Origin of the sequence: Stenotrophomonas sp. Marseille-Q4652 (assembly GCF_916618915.1) — a bacterium.
In the GTDB taxonomy this organism is placed as follows: domain Bacteria; phylum Pseudomonadota; class Gammaproteobacteria; order Xanthomonadales; family Xanthomonadaceae; genus Stenotrophomonas.
The window spans coordinates 1,792,323-1,808,947 of the sequence record NZ_CAKAKE010000001.1; the positions used below are offsets into that span (position 1 = coordinate 1,792,323).

Below are 16,625 nucleotides of genomic sequence, written 5' to 3' on the forward strand. Positions count from 1 at the left end.
GCCGATGCCGCCATCACCCGGCCTTCGTTTACCATTCGCGCCATGCCCCAGTCCCAACCGACTTCCCCGCCGCTGCAGGACGGCGACCTGCTGGCCGCCATCGACCTGGGGTCCAACAGCTTCCACATGGTGATCGCGCGCTACCTGCTCGGGCAGCTGCGCGTGGTCGACCGCCTGCGCGAAACCGTGCGCATGGCCGATGGCCTGGACGGCAAGGGCGGCCTGTCGCCGCAGGCACGCCAGCGTGCGCTCGAGTCCCTGGCCCGCTTCGGCCAGCGCATCCGCGATATCCCGCCCTACCGGGTCCGCGCCCTGGCCACCAACTCGGTACGCAAGCTGCGCGAACCGCTGGCCTTCCTGATGCCGGCCGAAACCGCGTTGGGCCATGCCATCGAAGTGGTCAGCGGCCGCGAGGAGGCCCGCCTGATCTACCTTGGGGTAGCCCACGCACAGCCACCCAAGCCGGACCAGCACCGGCTGGTGATCGATATCGGCGGCGGCTCGACCGAATTCATCATCGGCCGCGGCATGGAGACGCTGGAACGCGAGAGCCTGCAGGCCGGCTGCATCGCCAGCACGCGCCGCTTCTTCCCCGGCGGCAAGCTGAGCAAGAAACGCTGGAAGGACGCGCTGACCGAAATCGGCGCCGAGTTCCAGCCGTTCGCGGTCAAGTACAGGGCGCTCGGCTGGCAGGAGGCCCTGGGCTCTTCCGGCACGCACAAGGCGATCAGCGAGATCTGCGCGGCGATGAAGCTGAGCAAGGGCGCGATCACCGCCGAGGCGCTGCCACAGCTGCGCGAGGAACTGCTGCGCGCAAGGCACATCGACGACATCAACCTGCCGACGCTGTCCAGCGAGCGGCGCCCGATCATCGCCGGCGGCATCCTCGTGCTCGAGGCCGCGTTCCAGGCGCTGGCCCTGCAGAAGCTGCTGGTCAGCAAGGCGGCGATGCGCGAGGGCATCCTCCACGACATCATCGGCCGCAGCAGCGACAACGACCCGCGCGATGCCTCGGTGGAGGCGCTGACCGTGCGCTATGGCATCGATGCCGCGCAGGCCGCGCGCGTGCAGGCCACCGCCGAGCGCATGTTCGAGCAGGTGGCCGAGCCGTGGCAGCTCGATGCCGACGATGCGCGGATGCTGGGCTGGGCTGCGCGCCTGCACGAGCTGGGCCTGATGATCGCGCACAGCGGCTACCACACCCACGGCAGCTACGTGATCGAGCACTCGGACATCGCCGGCTTCTCGCGGCAGGAACAGCAGATGCTGGCCGCGCTGATCCGCACCCATCGCCGCAACGTGCCCAGGAGCGCGTTCGACGCACTGCCGGACCGACTGGTGCAACCGGCACGGCGCACCGCCGCCCTGCTGCGTCTGGCCGTGCTGCTGCACCGGGCACACGAGCAGCACCCGATTCCGACGCTGGAACTGTCGGTGGACGGCAACGTGCTGTCGCTGGTCCTGGACAGGGACTACCTCGACGCGCGGCCGCTGCTGCGCGCCGACCTGATCGGCGAGGTCGAGGGCATGGCCGGGCTGGGCTTCGACTTCCGCCCTTCAGTCACCTGAGGCCATCGCCGGCCTGCCGGTGACGCGCGCAGCGGATGGGCTCGCGCCTACAATGCGTGCATGACGACCCTGTTCATTTCCGACCTGCACCTGGACCCCAGCCGCCCGGCCATCACCGAGCTGTTCCTGGCGTTCCTGCGCGATGACGCGCGCGATGCCGAAGCGCTGTACATCCTCGGCGACCTGTTTGAAGCCTGGATCGGCGATGACACGCCCTCGCCGGCGGCCGACGCGGTCGCCGTGGCGCTGCGCGGACTGACCGACACCGGCGTGCAGGTGTACTTCATCCGCGGCAACCGCGACTTCCTGCTCGGCGAGGACTACGCGCGCCGCGCCGGCCTGCGCATCCTGCACGACCCGAGCGTGATCGAGCTGTACGGCCGCGCGGTGCTGCTGCAGCACGGCGACCTGCTGTGTACCGACGACACCGCCTACCAGGCCTTCCGTGCGCAGACCCGCGACCCGGCCTTCATCGCGCAGTTCCTGTCGCAGCCGCTGCCGGCGCGCATCGCCTTCGCCCAGCAGGCACGTGCGGCCAGCCAGGCGCGACAGTCGGAAATGAAGCAGGACGACCGCGCGCAGTTCGAGACGGTCACCGATGTGGCACCGGCCGAAGTGGCCTCCACCTTCGTGCGCTACGGCGTGGACACCATGATCCATGGCCACACCCACCGCCCTGCGGTGCACACGCTGGAAGCGGGCGGGCGCACCTGCACCCGCATCGTGCTCGGCGACTGGTACGAACAGGGATCGGTACTGCGCGTGGATGCCGACGGTTACCGGCTGGAAACGCTGGGCACGGCCTGAGGGCTGCCCGGCTCCCGTGCGCCGCTGGCCCTACTGCGGCGCCATCTCGACCGACGAATCCCGTGCGCAACCCTGCAGCGTCTGCGCGCCGGACACGAATTCGGCCAGGTAGGGATATTCGATATCGGACATCCCGTCCGAACATGGTTCGCGCCGCACATCGAGCGCGAACGCGTCCTCGCCCTCCTGCCCGGTGAAGTGCAGGCCATCGCCATCGACCCGCCGCGCGCCCTCCAGCCGGCGCGGCGCATCGATCGTTTCCGGCGTGCTGTAGAGCAAGATTTCCCCGTCGATGCGGATGCCCCAGAACGGCTCGGTGCCGACCACCTGCAGTCTGGCCGGAAAGTCATCGACGATGGCCGGTGCACCCGTGTCTTCGTTGTTGGCCGGCTGCGGCTGCGGTGTGCAGGCACACACGCCAAGCACCAGCAGCAGGAAAGGAACACGCGGCAGGTTCATCACGGATCACCTCGTTGGCTGTCACGCAGTGCCGGCGACACCTGGCACCCTGACCTTCAATGCTGGCATACCGCAGCCAAGGCCCTGCGAAGGGGGCTGCGTATACCCGGAAGCCGGTAGCCCGGTCAGTTCCGCGCCGGCTCGACCAGCAGCAGCAACTCGTCCTCGGCAAAGCCGGCCAGCAGGCGCGCCTCGTCGTTGAACGGGCCGTGCAGGTAGCCACCGGCGTATTGGTGCAGCAGCTCGCGGAAGCGCGTGCGCGGCTCGACCCCGGCCTGGCGGCAGTACCAGTGGTACCAGCGGGTACCGGCGGCCACGTGGGCCACTTCCTCGCGCAGGATGATCTCCAGCACGTCGGCGGTTTCGCCATCACCCAGCGCACGCAGTCTGTCGATCATGCCCGGGGTGACATCCAGCCCGCGCGCCTCGAGCACGCGCGGCACCAGGGCCATGCGTGCCAGGCCATCGTGGGCGGTCTTCTCGCACATGTCCCACAGCCCGTTGTGTGCCGGCAGCTCGCCATAGTCCGCGCCGTGGGCGAGCAGGCGCGCACGCAGCAGCAGGAAATGGCGCGACTCGTCGTCGGCGCAGCTCACCCAGTCCGAGCAGAACGAGGACGGCAGGCCGCGGAAGCGGTACACCGCGTCCCAGGCCAGGTCGATCGCATTGAGTTCGATATGGGCGATGGCGTGGATGAAGGCGGCACGGCCTTCCACGCTGCCCAGGCCACGGCGCGGCAGTTTGCTCGGATGCACCAGCTGCAGCTGCGGCGGCCGGCCCGGCATGCGGATCGGTTCCGGCCCGGGCGCATCGGCCGGCAGCTTGAGCCGGCCATCGCGATACTGCGCGGCGAAATGACGGCTGAGCGCGGCCTTGCGCCACGGATCCGGCTCGGCCAGGCAGGCCTGGGCGGCGCGCAACAGGTCGCCGCCGACGTCAGGGAATGCCGCCTCGCTCACTGCCACGCCCGGCTCAGGCGCGGCGCTTGTTCTTGGCGTCGTCCGAACGCAGCTGCTGGATGCGCTCGAAGTAGCCCGGCTCGATGCCGGTGACGTACTGGCCGTTGAAGCAGGACGAGTCGAACTGGGTCAGCGCCTGGTTGCCCTCGCGCACGGCGGCTTCCAGGTCTTCCAGGTCCTGGTAGATCAGCCAGTCGCAGCCCAGGTGCTTCTCGATTTCCTCGATGCTGCGGTTGTGCGCGACCAGTTCCTCGGCCGCCGGCATGTCGATGCCGTAGATGTTGGGATGCCGCACCGGCGGCGCGGCGCTGGCCAGGTAGACCTTGCGCGCACCGGCGTCGCGGGCCATCTGCACGATCTGCTGGCTGGTGGTGCCACGCACGATCGAGTCATCGACCAGCAGCACCACGCGGTTGCGGAACTCCAGGTGGATCGGGTTGAGCTTGCGGCGCACCGACTTAACGCGCTCGCCCTGCCCCGGCATGATGAAGGTGCGGCCGACGTAGCGGTTCTTGACGAAGCCCTCGCGGTACTTCACGCCGAGCACGTTGGACATCTCCAGCGCGACGTCGCGCGAGGTGTCCGGGATCGGGATGATGGTGTCGATGTCGTGGTCCGGGCGCAGGCGCAGGATCTTCTCGCCCAGCTTGGTGCCCATGCGCATGCGCGCCTTGTGCACCGAGACGTTGTCGATCATCGAGTCCGGGCGCGCGAAGTACACGTACTCGAAGATGCACGGCGACATCTTCGTCTCGGTCGCGCAGATCTCGCTGTACAGCTGGCCGTCGTTGGTGATCACCAGCGCCTCGCCCGGGGCGAGGTCGCGCACGCGCTCGAAACCGAGCACGTCCAGCGCCACCGATTCGGAAGCCACGATGTATTCGGCGTCGCCACGCTTGCCCAGCACCAGCGGACGGATGCCGTGCGGATCGCGGAACGCGACCAGGCCCAGGCCCAGCACCACGCTGACCACGGCGTAGCCGCCCTTGCAGCGGCGGTGCACGCCGGCCACGGCGCGGATCGCGGCCTCGGGGGTGAGCATGCGCTGCGCATCGAGTTCGTAGGCGAACACGTTCAGCAGCACTTCGCTGTCCGACTCGGTGTTGACGTTGCGGCGGTCGGCCTCGAACACCTGCTGGCGCAGCGCCTCGGTGTTGATCAGGTTGCCGTTGTGGGCCAGGGCGATGCCGTAGGGCGAGTTGACGTAGAACGGCTGCGCCTCGTCCAGGCCTTCGGAACCGGCAGTGGGGTAGCGCACGTGAGCGATGCCGACGCAGCCGCGCAGCACCGACATGCGGGTCTCGTCGAACACGTCGCGGACCAGTCCGTTGCCCTTCTGCACCCGCAGGCGGGTGCCGTCCGCGGTAGCGATGCCCGCCGCGTCCTGGCCACGATGCTGGAGGACGGTCAGGCCGTCATACAGTTGCCCGGCGACGTTTTCGTTGCCGACGATACCGACGATGCCACACATCTTGCGCGCTCTCCGCGGGCGTGCGCCCGTTACCTTGAGGATGGCCGTGCCTGGCCGGGGGACTCGACCCGTGCCGGGTCGGCTTGATCCGGGCGCACCTGCGCCGGATCGATGTTGGGAGGCAGTCCCCGTGCGGGGTCCCTTGGGTCTTCCGCGCTGGCGTCGTCGTTGCGGCCCTGTCCCAGCGCCTTCGACACCGCCTGCTGCAACCCGCTGCCCGATACCATGTCGTCGAAGCCGGCATTATCGCCTGCCAGGGGCAGCTTGCCCAAGTCCACCCCGGGCAGTGCGCGCACGTTCACATCCGGCATCGAGAAGTCCGGCAACTGCGCGCGCATCCAGTGCGCGACCGGCAACAGCACCGGCAACAGCCTGGATTGCTGCCACGCTTCCTCGCGCGGCAGCGGGGTAAAGCCCATCAGCAGCACCAGCACGCAGCTGAACAGGCCGCCGCGCAGCACCCCAAGGCCGAAACCCAGCGCGCGATCTGTACCGTTCAGCCGGGTCGCATCCACCGCGCTGCGCAGGATCATGCCGACCACGGCCACCACCACCATCACCGCGACGAAGGTCAGCGCATAGCCGCCCAGGTAGTGGGTCACGGTGGGCGGGCCGTCGGCCAGCCAGTGCGTGGTGCTGTCGCCAAACTGGAACGCGGCCCAGCCGGAGAGCAGCCACGACAGGGTTCCGACGACGATGCCGACGAAGCCCCTGATCAGCCCGAGCAGGGCCGACACGCCGATCACCGTCAACAGCACCAGGTCAATCATGCAAGGCGCTCCCTGCCCGTCGAGATTCCCGACCCGCTGCGGGCCAGGGTGTTGCTGCGCCCGTCATGCGCGCAGCTCAAGGATGCGGCACCACCATGCCGGTGATGCCCACCCGGGCGGCGACCTGGGCCTTGATCTGCTCGGCCTCGGCGCGGTTGGCCACTGGCCCGACCCGCACGCGGCTCAGGGTGCCCTTGTCGGTACGCACCTGCTCGACGAAGGCGCTGAAGCCGGCCGCACGCACGCGGTCACGCAGCGCGGTGGCGTCACCGGCCTGGGCAAAGGCACCCAGCTGCACGGCAAAGCCCACGCTGCTGGCCGCCGGGGCCTTTGGTTCGGCCACGGCAGGCTTGTCCGGGCTGGCCGGCTGGGCGGCGACCTTGGGAGTTTCGGGCTTGGCCGGTTCCGGCGCGGGCTTGGCCGGCTGTGGCTTGGGTGGCTCGACCTTGGCCGGAGCCGGCTTCGGCGGCTCCGGTGCCGGCTGCGGCGTGGCGGCAACCGGTGCAGGAGCCGGGGCGGCGGGAGTCGCGGGCACCGCCGCGGCCGGGGCCGGCCCGGGTTCGGCGTTGAGCGTCACGACCTTGGCGTCGACGTCGCTGCGCAGGCCGGCCGCCTGCAGGCGCACCGACTCTGCCTGTGCACGGTCGGCGTAGGGACCGATGCGCACGCGCCAGGCCTGACGGCCATTGATCGTGTCGGCCTGGCGGAAGCCGGGAAGTTGGGATTTCTTCAGGAAGGCAATAACCGCATCGGCATCGGCCTCGGTGGCATAGGCGCCGAAGCTCACCGCGTAATTGCCCGCGGCCACGGCCGGAGCGGCCGCATCCTGGCCGGTACTGGCCGGGTCGGCGGCATCGGGATTGCCCGCCTGCGCGGTGGCCGGCATGCCCAGCGCGCCCTCGCCTGTCGCTCCTGCCGGGGCAACCAGCGGCAGTTCGCGGGTCTGGAACTGGCCTTCGGCCGGTGCCGCCGGTGCCTTGAGCGGAACGTCGCGCACGCCACTGTCAGGGGCGGGCCCCTTGACCAGCATCGGCAGGAAGATGACAGCCAACGCCACCAGGACGATGGCACCAATCAGTCGCTGTTTCAGGGAAGTATCCACGTAGCTTGCTGGCGGCAGGGCGGAATGCCGCCGCGATTATAGCGGGCGTGCCCGCGGCCCATGTCAGCGCGTCGTATCCAGCACGTGCAACGCTGCTGCGACGGTATGGAACGAACCGAACACCAGCACGCGATCGCCTGCCCGTGCCTGTTCCAGTGCCTGCTGCAATGCCTGTCCAACGCTGTCGTGCACGGGCGCCACGGCGGCCGCGGTGTCCTGCAGCCGCGCCTGCAGCGCCTGCGCGGACTGGCCCCGGCTGCCCTCGCCATCCAGCCCGGCCAGCAGCCACTGGTCCACGCGCGGCTGCAGCGCCTGGACCACGCCGTGCACGTCCTTGTCGACCAGCGCGGCGTACACCGCCAGGGTACGACTGCTGGCTGGCCGCGCGGCCAGCGCCGCAGCCAGTTCGCGCGCGGCCTGCGGGTTGTGGCCGACATCCACCAGGATCTCGACACCGTCGCGCTCGAAGGCCTGCAGGCGGCCGGCCAGCGTGGCCGAGGCGATGCCCTCGGCCCACGCGGCCTGCGGAATCACCAGCTCCGAAGCCGAGAGCGCGGCGATCGCCGCGGCGGCATTGGCGCGCTGCACCGGCGCCCACAACTGCGGCTGCGGCAGTTCCAGCGTCGTGGACACATCGCGCCAGCGCCAGCTCGTTTCGTCGATCGGCTCGGCGAAGTAGTCGCTGCCAAAGCGGATGGCGTTGGCACCGACCAGGTAAGCACGGCGCAGCACGCTGGAGGGCGGATCGATCTCGCCCAGCACCACCGGCTTCCAGCCGCGGATGATCCCGGCTTTCTCCATGCCGATGGCCTCGCGGTCATCGCCGAGCCAGTCGCGGTGGTCGATGTCCACCGTGGTGATCACCGCTACGTCGGCATCGACGATATTGACCGCGTCCAGCCGCCCGCCGAGACCGACCTCGAGCACGGCCAGGTCCAGGCCTTCGCGCTGGAACAGCCACAGCGCGGCCAGCGTGCCGTATTCGAAATAGGTCAGCGGGGTGTCGCCGCGTGCCGCCTCGACCGCCTCGAAGGCCTCGACCAGCCCGGCGTCATCGGCCTCGGCGCCATCGATGCGCACGCGCTCGTTGTAGCGCAGCAGGTGCGGCGAGGTGTAGGTGCCGACCCGGTAACCGGCCGCGCGTCCGATCGCCTCGATGAAGGCCACCGTCGACCCCTTGCCGTTGGTGCCACCCACCACGATGGTATGCGCGGCCGGCTGGCCGAGCTGCATCCGCGTGGCGACCTCGCGCACGCGCTCCAGCCCGAGGGCGATGTTCTGCGGGTGCTGGCCTTCGATATGGGCCAGCCATTGTTCGATGTTCATTGCAGTGTTCCTGGCCACCCACGCGGGCAGGTGGCATCTGGTCGTTCGGGCCGCGCGTGGCTTGCCGGGCCATCAGGCTCCAGTCTCGGTATTTACGCCAGCTGCGGCTGCCGTCCAAGCCCGGGCCGCGCGGATACTGGAGCTGACCGGTATGGACAGCCTGGCATCAGAAGGATCGGCGCGGTCCGGTTATCGGCAGTGCCGGGGCCGCAAGCCTTCGTTGCTGGACCGGCGGCAACAGCCGCCGCAGTTACAGCGCGCGGTGCTTGGCCTCGCCGAAGAACGGGGTGTGGTGGGCACAGTCATTCAGGCGCACCACTTCCAGGCTGTCCACATCGGGGCCTTCGAGCAGGTTCAGCGTGGTCGGCGCCTGGCGGAAGGTCCACAGCTTGCCGATCGGCAGGCCCAGCACCTTGCACAGCAGTACGCGGTTGACCGCGTCATGGGCCACCACCAGCAGGGTGTCGTGCTCGCCCAGGCCTTCGGCGGCGCGGGCCAGGCCACGCCAGCTGCGGTCCAGTACCTGGCGCAGCGATTCGCCGCCGGGCATCAGCACGGTGTCCGGCTCCTCGCGCCAGGCACGCAGGCGGGCCGGGTCCTTGTCATTGATCTCGCTGGCCAGCAGCCCTTCCCACTCGCCGTGGGCGATTTCCTGCAGGTCGGCATCGGTCTGCAGCATCGATTCACGATCCGCACCCAGCGCCAGCCTGGCCGTGGTCTGCGCGCGCGACAGCGGCGAGGCCACCGCGCGGGCGATGTCCACCGACTTAAGCCGTTCGCCCAGCGCCTTTGCCTGCGCCTCGCCAATCGGCGACAGGGGAATGTCGATCTGGCCCTGGTAGCGGCCTTCGGCGTTCCACGGCGTTTCGCCGTGACGGGCAAGCAGGATGCGCATGCAGCGTGGTTCCTCTGGATGGGGGCCTCCGGCAACGGAGGGACCGGCATCATACCGCGACGCAGCACTGCCCTTCCCGGAGGTCTGCAACGCGCACAAAAAAGCCCCGGACCGGCGGGTGCCGGGTCCGGGGCTCGAGGGTCCGGCTTACTTCGCCAGGTCCAGTTCCTTCAGCAGCTGCGGCGCCGGGGCCACTTCCTGCATGATCCACTGCATGTAGCGGCTGTCGACCGCGATCATGCGGGTCATCACCGGATCGAACACCCAGTTCGAGCTCACCGACTCCCAGTTGCCGTCGAAGGCCAGGCCGACCAGCTTGCCGTTGGCATCAAGCACCGGCGAGCCGGAGTTGCCGCCGGTGATGTCCAGGTTGGACAGGAAGTTCACCGGCACCGAGCCGATGCGCTTGTCTTCCAGGCCGCCGTAGCGCTTGGCCTTGACCGCATCGAGCAGGGCCTTGGGCGCATCGAACGGATCCACGCCCGTGTCCTTGGCCGGGATGCCCTCCAGCGTGGTGAACGGGGTGTAGGCCACGCCGTCCTTGGGCTCGTAGCCCATCACGTTGCCGAAGGTGATGCGCAGGGACAGGTTGGCGTCCGGATAGACGAAGCCGCCCTGGCTCTTCTTGTAGTCGGCCACGGCCTGCAGGTAGGTGGCGCGCGCGGTCAGCGCCTCGCCGGCGCGGGTCTTGCGCTTGGCTTCCTGCTCCAGCAGCGCCGGCATCACCGCCACCGCGTACTGGATCGCCGGGTCATCGCTGGACTCGAACGCCGCCTTGTCGGCGTTGAACCACTTCAGGCGCTCTTCCAGCGAGCCCAGCTTCGAGCCGGCCAGCTTACCGACCAGTGCGTCGACGGCCGCGGCATCGTGGCCGCCCAGCCACTGGTTCAGCACCGGGTTGTTGCGCTGGGCCTCGGGCAGGGCCACGTACTGCTGCAGGAAATAGGCCTGCAGTTGCTGGTCCATGGCCGGCACGTAGCGGCGGTCCATCTGCTTGAGGCCACCTTCGATGGTGGTCAGGTCGCGCTGCTGGAAGCCGGGCTCGCGCTCGGCGTCCGGCTTGGCCTTCTCGATCGCCAGCCGGTACAGGGTGATGGCCGAGGACAGCACCGGGGTGCTGTTGAACTGGCCGACGAAGAAGTCACGCTCGCGGGTGCTGCCGGTGGCCTTGCCGTGGCCGACCAGCTGCGCGTGCGCGGCCAGCGCAGCCTTGCCGGACTTGCCCTGGCCCTTCAGCCAGGCCAGCACGGCTGCTTCCTCGGCCTGCTTGGTGGCGGCGGCATCGATGCGCTTGAAGCCTTCCAGCTGGCCTTCGTAATTCTTGGTGACGTTGTTCCAGGACGCCATCGAGGCGGCGTACTTGACCTTGATGTCCGGATCCTTGGCACCGGCTTTCTCGACCAGGTCGATCACCGCGCCGACGTGCTTGATGGTCAGCGGGAAGGTCTGCCCGGCGGCTTCGTCGAACTCGCTGGCCAGCGCGTAACGGTTGGTGCGGCCCGGGTAGCCGGCCACCATCACGAAATCACCGGCGCCCAGCGGCTGGTCGGCGAACTTCAGGTGGTGTCTGGGCTGGTAGGGAACGTTGTCCTCGCTGTAGGCGGCCGGCTTGCCGTCCTTGCCGACGTAGGCGCGGTAGAAGGCGAAGTCGCCGGTGTGGCGCGGCCACATCCAGTTGTCGACGTCGCCGCCGTACTTGCCGACGCTGCCCGGGGGCGCATAGGCCAGGCGCACGTCGCGGATTTCCAGGTTCTTGAACAGGCGGTAGGTGTTGCCGCCGGAGAAGCTGTACAGGCGGCAGCGGAAGCCTTCCCCGGATTCGCAGGCGGCGATCTGGGCCTTCTCGAAGGCCTCCAGCGCGCGCATGCGGGCCAGGCCATCCTTGCCGGCGCCTTCGATGGCGGCCTTGGCCTGGGCGGTGACGTCGGTGATCTCGTCGAGCACGAACACGCGGGCGTTCGGGCCGGCGCTCAGCTCGTCCTTGAAGGTTGGCGCGTTGAAGCCGTCCTGGATCAGGTTCTTCTCGGCGGTGGAGTTCAGCTGGATCGCGCCATACGCGCAGTGGTGGTTGGTGACCACCAGGCCCTGTGGCGAGACGAAGCTGGCGGTGCAGCCGCCCAGTGCCACCACCGCGCCCATCGGATCGCCGGTCAGGTTGGACAGCTGCTCGGGGGAGAGCTTCAGCCCGGCGTCCTTCAGCGGGCCGGCGATCTCCGGCAGCTGCTGCGGCACCCACATGCCTTCGGCGGCATGGGCAAGCTGGGCCAGACCGAGGCTGGCGACGATGGACAAGGCAAGGAGGTTGGAGCGCATCTGGCGGCCCTGGATGAATGGAACCGCCGATTGTAGCCCCCCGCCCCGGTCCGGCCGACCGTGCCATAGGGCATGACCGCCGCGCACGGGAAGTTACAGATGAAAGCTTATAATCGGCGCCCTTATCCAACCTGCGGGACCGGCCGGCAATGGCACAGACGATGAAGGCGCTGGTGAAGCGCGAGGCGAGCAAGGGCATCTGGCTGGAGGACGTGCCGGTCCCCACGCCGGGCCCGAACGAGGTGCTGATCAAGCTGGAAAAGACCGCCATCTGCGGTACCGACCTGCACATCTACCTGTGGGACGAGTGGAGCCAGCGCACGATCAAGCCCGGCCTGACCATCGGCCATGAGTTTGTCGGCCGCATCGCCGCGCTGGGCTCGGCGGTCACCGGCTATGAGGTCGGCCAGCGCGTCTCGGCCGAAGGCCACATCGTCTGCGGCCACTGCCGCAACTGCCGTGGCGGCCGCCAGCACCTGTGCCCGAACACCGTCGGCATCGGCGTCAACGTCAACGGCGCCTTCGCCGAGTACATGGTGATGCCGGCCACCAACCTGTGGCCGATCCCCGACCAGATCCCGTCCGAGCTGGCCGCCTTCTTCGACCCGTACGGCAACGCCGCGCACTGCGCGCTGGAGTTCAATGTGATCGGCGAGGACGTGCTGATCACCGGTGCCGGCCCGATCGGCATCATCGCCGCCGGCATCTGCAAGCACATCGGCGCGCGCAACGTGGTGGTCACCGACGTCAACGACTTCCGCCTGAAGCTGGCCGCCGACATGGGCGCCACCCGCGTGGTCAATGTCGCCAAGACCCCGCTCAAGGACGTGATGGCCGAGCTGCACATGGAAGGCTTCGACGTCGGCCTGGAGATGAGCGGAAACCCGCACGCCTTCAACGACATGCTCGACTGCATGTACCACGGCGGCAAGATCGCCATGCTCGGCATCATGCCCAAGGGCGCGGGCTGCGACTGGGACAAGATCATCTTCAAGGGCCTGACCGTGCAGGGCATCTACGGCCGCAAGATGTACGAGACCTGGTACAAGATGACCCAGCTGGTGCTTTCCGGCTTCCCGCTGGGCAAAGTGCTGACCCACCAGTTGCCGATCGAGCGCTTCCAGGAAGGTTTCGACCTGATGGAAGCCGGCAAGGCCGGCAAGGTCGTGCTCAGCTGGAACTGAAGTCGCGGACCAGCCGGGGCGCGCACCCAGCGCCCCGGCACTCCCATGAAAAAAGGCGCCTTTCGGCGCCTTTTTCCGTTACGCGGGCTGGAACTTACATGCCCACGTTGAGGGTCAGCACGACGCGGCTGGAGGCCAGCTCGCCGTAGATGTCGCGGCCGTTGCCGTCGACGCCCACGTAGGCCAGCGACGCGCTGACGGCGCCGAAGCTCTTGCTCACGCCGACGCTCCAGTCCAGGTAGTTCTCCGAGTACTCGCGCTCGAAGAAGCTGCGGCCGACCGAGAAGTCCAGGCTGTAGTCCTGCGGCAGGCCGTAGCTGGCGGCGCCGTTGATGTAGAAGGCATCGGTTTCCGAGCCGCCGAAGTCATTGCTGTACGCCAGGGTCACGCTGTAGTCCTCGGCGAACGTGGTCTTGGCGATCAGCTCGTTGAAGTTCAGCTCCGACGCACCCGGGTAGGTATAGCGGTTGAGCAGGATGTCGAAGTTGACCGTCTCGTTGAGGTCGACGTTGTAACCGACGAAGTAGTCCAGTTCGTAATCCGGGTCGCCGTCGCCGAAGTCCACGCCCGAAGCCCACGCACCGGCGTAGATGCCCACCGGCGAGGTGTAGGTGAAGCCGGCCTGGGCGGTCGGGTTCTCGTCGGTCTGGGAAACGCCGCGCCAGACGTAATCCGAAACACCGGTGATGTTCCAGCTGAAGGGCGACGACGCCTCATCCTGCGCGGAAGCGGCAAACGGGGCGGTCAACAGTGCAAACAGGGCAGAAGCCAGGATTCGTTTGCTGTTCATTGCAGGTCTCCATGAGGCGGTCGGGTGGCGTGACCGCGACGGCGTTCACGATTTTTTAACCGCATCGATATTGCGTCGCAACAATGCCCGTCGTCAACACTGTGTGAATCAGTCGGTGAAAGCACGGTAGCGACGTGGCTGGAGATGCACCAGCGCCCCGGACCTCCACCCAGGTCCGACGGCCGGAAGTTCGACCTCGACCTCGCTGCCTTCGTGCAGGCGCGCCCGCATCCGCTGGCGCGAGCCACTGCGCAGCACCGAGACCACCGTGGCCGGCCAGCCCTCGCTGCCGGGCTGGAGGTCCTCGGGCCGCACATAGAGCTGGGCCGGGCCGGAAAGGTCGGCTCCCTCCGGCAAAGGCAGCGGGACATCGCCCACCCACAGTTGCCCGTCCCGGGCCTGGGCCTGCAGCCGGTTCACATCACCGACAAAGCCGTACACGAAGGGCGTGCCCGGCAGGTCATACACCTCGTCCGGAGTGCCGACCTGCTCAATGCGCCCCCTGTTGAGGATCGCGACGCGGTCGGCCAGCTCCAGCGCCTCTTCCTGGTCGTGGGTGACGAACAGCGTGGTCAGCCCGGTCTGCTCGTGCAGTTCGCGCAGCCAGCGGCGCAGTTCACGACGTACCTGCGCATCGAGCGCGCCGAACGGTTCGTCCAGCAGCAGCACCCTCGGTTCGATTGCCAGCGCGCGGGCCAGTGCCACGCGCTGTCGCTGGCCGCCGGACAGCTGGGCCGGATAGCGGCTGCCCAGGCCCTGCAGCTGCACCAGGGCCAGCAGCTCGTCCACCCGCGAATCGATGCGCGCGCCCGGCCAGCGCTTGGCACCACGCCGCACCCGCAGGCCGAAGGCCACGTTGTCGTGCACGGTCATGTGCCGGAACAGCGCATAATGCTGGAACACGAAACCGGCCTGCCGCTCCTGCACGCTGAGCCCGGTGGCGTCCTCGCCATCGAACAGGATGCGTCCGGCGTCCACCGGCTCCAGCCCCGCGATGGCCCGCAGCAAGGTGGTCTTGCCCGAGCCGGACGGCCCGAGCAGGGCCAGCAGCTCGCCGCTGCGCACCTGCAGGCTGGCACCGTCCAGCGCATTGGTGCCGGCGAAGTGGCGGGCCACGTTTTCGATGCTGATTTCCATGGGTCGTCCGTCAGTGCCTGTGCCCGGCGGCCAGGGCCTCGCCGTGGCGCCACTCGAGGAAGGACTTCAGCGCCAGCGTCACCAGCGCGCTGGCCGCCAGAATCGAGGCCGCGGCGAAGGCGGCGCTGAAGGCGTATTCGTTGTAGAGGATCTCCACGTGCAGGGAGAGCGTATTGGTGCGCCCGCGGATATGCCCAGACACCACCGATACCGCGCCGAACTCCCCCAGCGCACGGGCACTGCACAGCAGCACGCCATACAGCAGTGCCCAGCGGATGTTCGGCAGGGTGACGCGCCAGAAGGTCTGCCAGCCACTGGCGCCCAGCGTCATCGCCGCCAGCTCCTCGTCCACGCCCTGTTGCTCCATCAGCGGCATCAGCTCGCGGGCAATGAACGGAAACGTCACGAACACCGTGGCCAGCACGATCCCCGGCAGCGCGAACACCACTGGCGGCAGGCGCAGGGTGAGCTCGCCCAGCAGCGGCAGGTTGACGGTAACGCCGGGGTCGATCAGCGGCCATGCCCAGCCCTGCGCGCCGAAGATCAGGATGAATACCAGGCCGGCCACTACCGGGGACACCGCGAACGGCAGGTCGATCAGCGAGACCAGCCAGCGCTTGCCGGGGAACTGGTGCTTGCCCACCGCCCACGCCGCCGCCACGCCGAATACCAGGTTCAACGGCACCGCGATCGCGGCCACCAGCAGGGTCAGGCGCACCGCGGCCAGTGCTTCGGGCGCGGTAACCGCAGCGATGAATGCCTGCAGGCCGGCGCGCAGCGCCTCGGTGAACACCAGCAGCAGCGGCAGCAGCAGGAACGACAGCAGGAAGGCCAGCGCCCCCAGCACCATCAGCGCGCGGACCCACGCCGGCTCGGTGGTCGCCGAAGGTCGGCGCCCGGTGGAACGGGCATCCGTTGAGCTCCGGGGAGTCGAAGCGCTCATCCCACCCTCCCGGAGCTGGTGCGCTGCAGCCGCGACTGCAGCGTATTGATCAGCAGCAGCAGCACGAACGAGAGCAGCAGCATCAGCGCCGCGATCGCGGTGGCGCCAGCGTAGTCGAACTCCTCCAGCTTGATGGTGATCAGCAGCGGGGCGATCTCCGAGACCTGCGGCAGGTTGCCGGCGATGAAGATCACCGATCCGTACTCACCGACGCCACGGGCGAAGGCCAGCGCGAAACCCGCCAGCACCGCCGGCCACAGCCCGGGCAGGATGACCCGCCACACCACCTGCCAGCGGTTCGCGCCCAGGGTCGCGGCGGCCTCCTCCATTTCCCGCTCGCTCTCGGCCAGCACTGGCTGCACCACCCGCACCACGAACGGCAATCCGATGAATACCAGGGCCACGGTGATGCCCAGCGGGGTGTAGGCGACCTGGATGCCGATCGCCTCCAGCCAGCGGCCCATCCAGCCATTGGGGCCATACAGCGCGGCCAGTGCGATGCCGGCCACGGCGGTGGGCAGGGCGAACGGCAGGTCGATCATCGCGTCGAACAGGCGCCGGCCCGGAAAGCGGTAGCGCACGAACACCCATGCCACCCAGGTGCCCATCACTGCATTGAAGGCGGCTGCTGCCAGCGAGGTGGTGAAACTTACGCGCAGTGCCGACAGCACCCTCGGCTCGGTCCAGATGCGCCAAAGTTCGCCCGGCCCCAGCTGCGCGGCATGCAGGAACACGCCCGCCAGCGGGATCAGCACGATCAGACCGAGCCAGCTCAGCGTGTAGCCCAGGCTGAGCCCGAAGCCGGGCACGACCCGGCGACGGCGCACGCGCCCTGCCCCGCCCGCGGCGGGTTGCTGCTGCGATCCGGGTGGGGTCATCTACGCCCGCCTGCACATGGCG

The 16,625-nt window shown here is 68.7% G+C and carries 15 protein-coding genes; 3 read left to right on the top strand and 12 right to left on the bottom strand.

The annotated features are described in order from the left end of the window. The first annotated feature begins 42 nt into the window (after window positions 1–42). Both ppx and lpxH read left to right on the top strand, forming a co-directional pair. A complete protein-coding gene (gene ppx, locus LG380_RS08475; protein WP_225764562.1) occupies window positions 43–1,569 on the top strand; it encodes an exopolyphosphatase in 1,527 nt (508 codons plus the stop codon). A 60-nt stretch (window positions 1,570–1,629) separates the two neighbouring features. Beyond that, window positions 1,630–2,376 carry a UDP-2,3-diacylglucosamine diphosphatase gene (gene lpxH, locus LG380_RS08480; protein ID WP_225764563.1) on the top strand — a complete coding sequence of 249 codons (747 nt, stop codon included), beginning with the start codon at window positions 1,630–1,632 and terminating at the stop codon, window positions 2,374–2,376. Between the two features lie 30 nt (window positions 2,377–2,406). On the opposite strand, the gene LG380_RS08485 is transcribed toward lpxH, so the two are convergent. The 8 genes from LG380_RS08485 to LG380_RS08520 all read right to left on the bottom strand — a co-directional run bounded on the left by LG380_RS08485 (window position 2,407) and on the right by LG380_RS08520 (window position 11,671). Beyond that, window positions 2,407–2,835: a hypothetical protein gene (locus LG380_RS08485; RefSeq protein ID WP_225764564.1), complete on the bottom strand. Its 429-nt coding sequence runs from the start codon at window positions 2,833–2,835 to the stop codon at window positions 2,407–2,409. 125 nt (window positions 2,836–2,960) lie between these two features. After that, complete coding sequence (locus LG380_RS08490) at window positions 2,961–3,794, bottom strand: ferritin-like domain-containing protein (RefSeq protein ID WP_225764566.1); 834 nt, start codon at window positions 3,792–3,794, stop codon at window positions 2,961–2,963. Between the two features lie 13 nt (window positions 3,795–3,807). After that, a complete protein-coding gene (gene purF, locus LG380_RS08495; protein ID WP_225764568.1) occupies window positions 3,808–5,265 on the bottom strand; it encodes an amidophosphoribosyltransferase in 1,458 nt (485 codons plus the stop codon). A gap of 29 nt (window positions 5,266–5,294) precedes the next feature. Further along, window positions 5,295–6,035 (bottom strand): CvpA family protein, encoded by a 741-nt coding sequence (locus LG380_RS08500; protein WP_225764570.1) that lies wholly within the window; start codon window positions 6,033–6,035, stop codon window positions 5,295–5,297. 76 nt (window positions 6,036–6,111) lie between these two features. Continuing rightward, window positions 6,112–7,137, bottom strand: coding sequence for an SPOR domain-containing protein (locus LG380_RS08505; RefSeq protein ID WP_225764572.1), 1,026 nt, complete (start codon window positions 7,135–7,137; stop codon window positions 6,112–6,114). 63 nt (window positions 7,138–7,200) lie between these two features. After that, entirely contained in the window at window positions 7,201–8,463 is a 1,263-nt protein-coding gene (folC, locus tag LG380_RS08510) for a bifunctional tetrahydrofolate synthase/dihydrofolate synthase (protein ID WP_225764574.1), read from the bottom strand. 250 nt (window positions 8,464–8,713) lie between these two features. Beyond that, window positions 8,714–9,358 (bottom strand): histidine phosphatase family protein, encoded by a 645-nt coding sequence (locus LG380_RS08515; protein ID WP_225764575.1) that lies wholly within the window; start codon window positions 9,356–9,358, stop codon window positions 8,714–8,716. A gap of 147 nt (window positions 9,359–9,505) precedes the next feature. Then, the gene (locus LG380_RS08520) at window positions 9,506–11,671 is read right to left on the bottom strand and encodes a S46 family peptidase (protein ID WP_225764576.1); all 2,166 of its coding nucleotides are present in this window, start codon (window positions 11,669–11,671) and stop codon (window positions 9,506–9,508) included. A 149-nt stretch (window positions 11,672–11,820) separates the two neighbouring features. On the opposite strand from LG380_RS08520, the gene tdh reads away from it, so the two are divergent. Then, a complete protein-coding gene (gene tdh / locus LG380_RS08525; RefSeq protein WP_225764577.1) occupies window positions 11,821–12,855 on the top strand; it encodes an L-threonine 3-dehydrogenase in 1,035 nt (344 codons plus the stop codon). 94 nt (window positions 12,856–12,949) lie between these two features. Here the strand turns inward: tdh and LG380_RS08530 are convergent, their stop codons facing one another. From LG380_RS08530 to cysT, 4 genes are all read right to left on the bottom strand, one after another. Further along, window positions 12,950–13,645, bottom strand: a complete 696-nt coding sequence (locus LG380_RS08530) for a TorF family putative porin (RefSeq protein ID WP_225764578.1) — start codon at window positions 13,643–13,645, stop codon at window positions 12,950–12,952. A gap of 108 nt (window positions 13,646–13,753) precedes the next feature. Next, complete coding sequence (locus LG380_RS08535) at window positions 13,754–14,782, bottom strand: sulfate/molybdate ABC transporter ATP-binding protein (protein ID WP_225764579.1); 1,029 nt, start codon at window positions 14,780–14,782, stop codon at window positions 13,754–13,756. Between the two features lie 10 nt (window positions 14,783–14,792). Continuing rightward, the gene (gene cysW, locus LG380_RS08540; protein WP_225764580.1) at window positions 14,793–15,725 is read right to left on the bottom strand and encodes a sulfate ABC transporter permease subunit CysW; all 933 of its coding nucleotides are present in this window, start codon (window positions 15,723–15,725) and stop codon (window positions 14,793–14,795) included. Continuing rightward, the gene (gene cysT, locus LG380_RS08545) at window positions 15,722–16,603 is read right to left on the bottom strand and encodes a sulfate ABC transporter permease subunit CysT (RefSeq protein ID WP_225764581.1); all 882 of its coding nucleotides are present in this window, start codon (window positions 16,601–16,603) and stop codon (window positions 15,722–15,724) included. Before cysT ends, cysW begins: the two co-directional genes overlap by 4 nt. Window positions 16,604–16,625 lie beyond the last annotated feature (22 nt).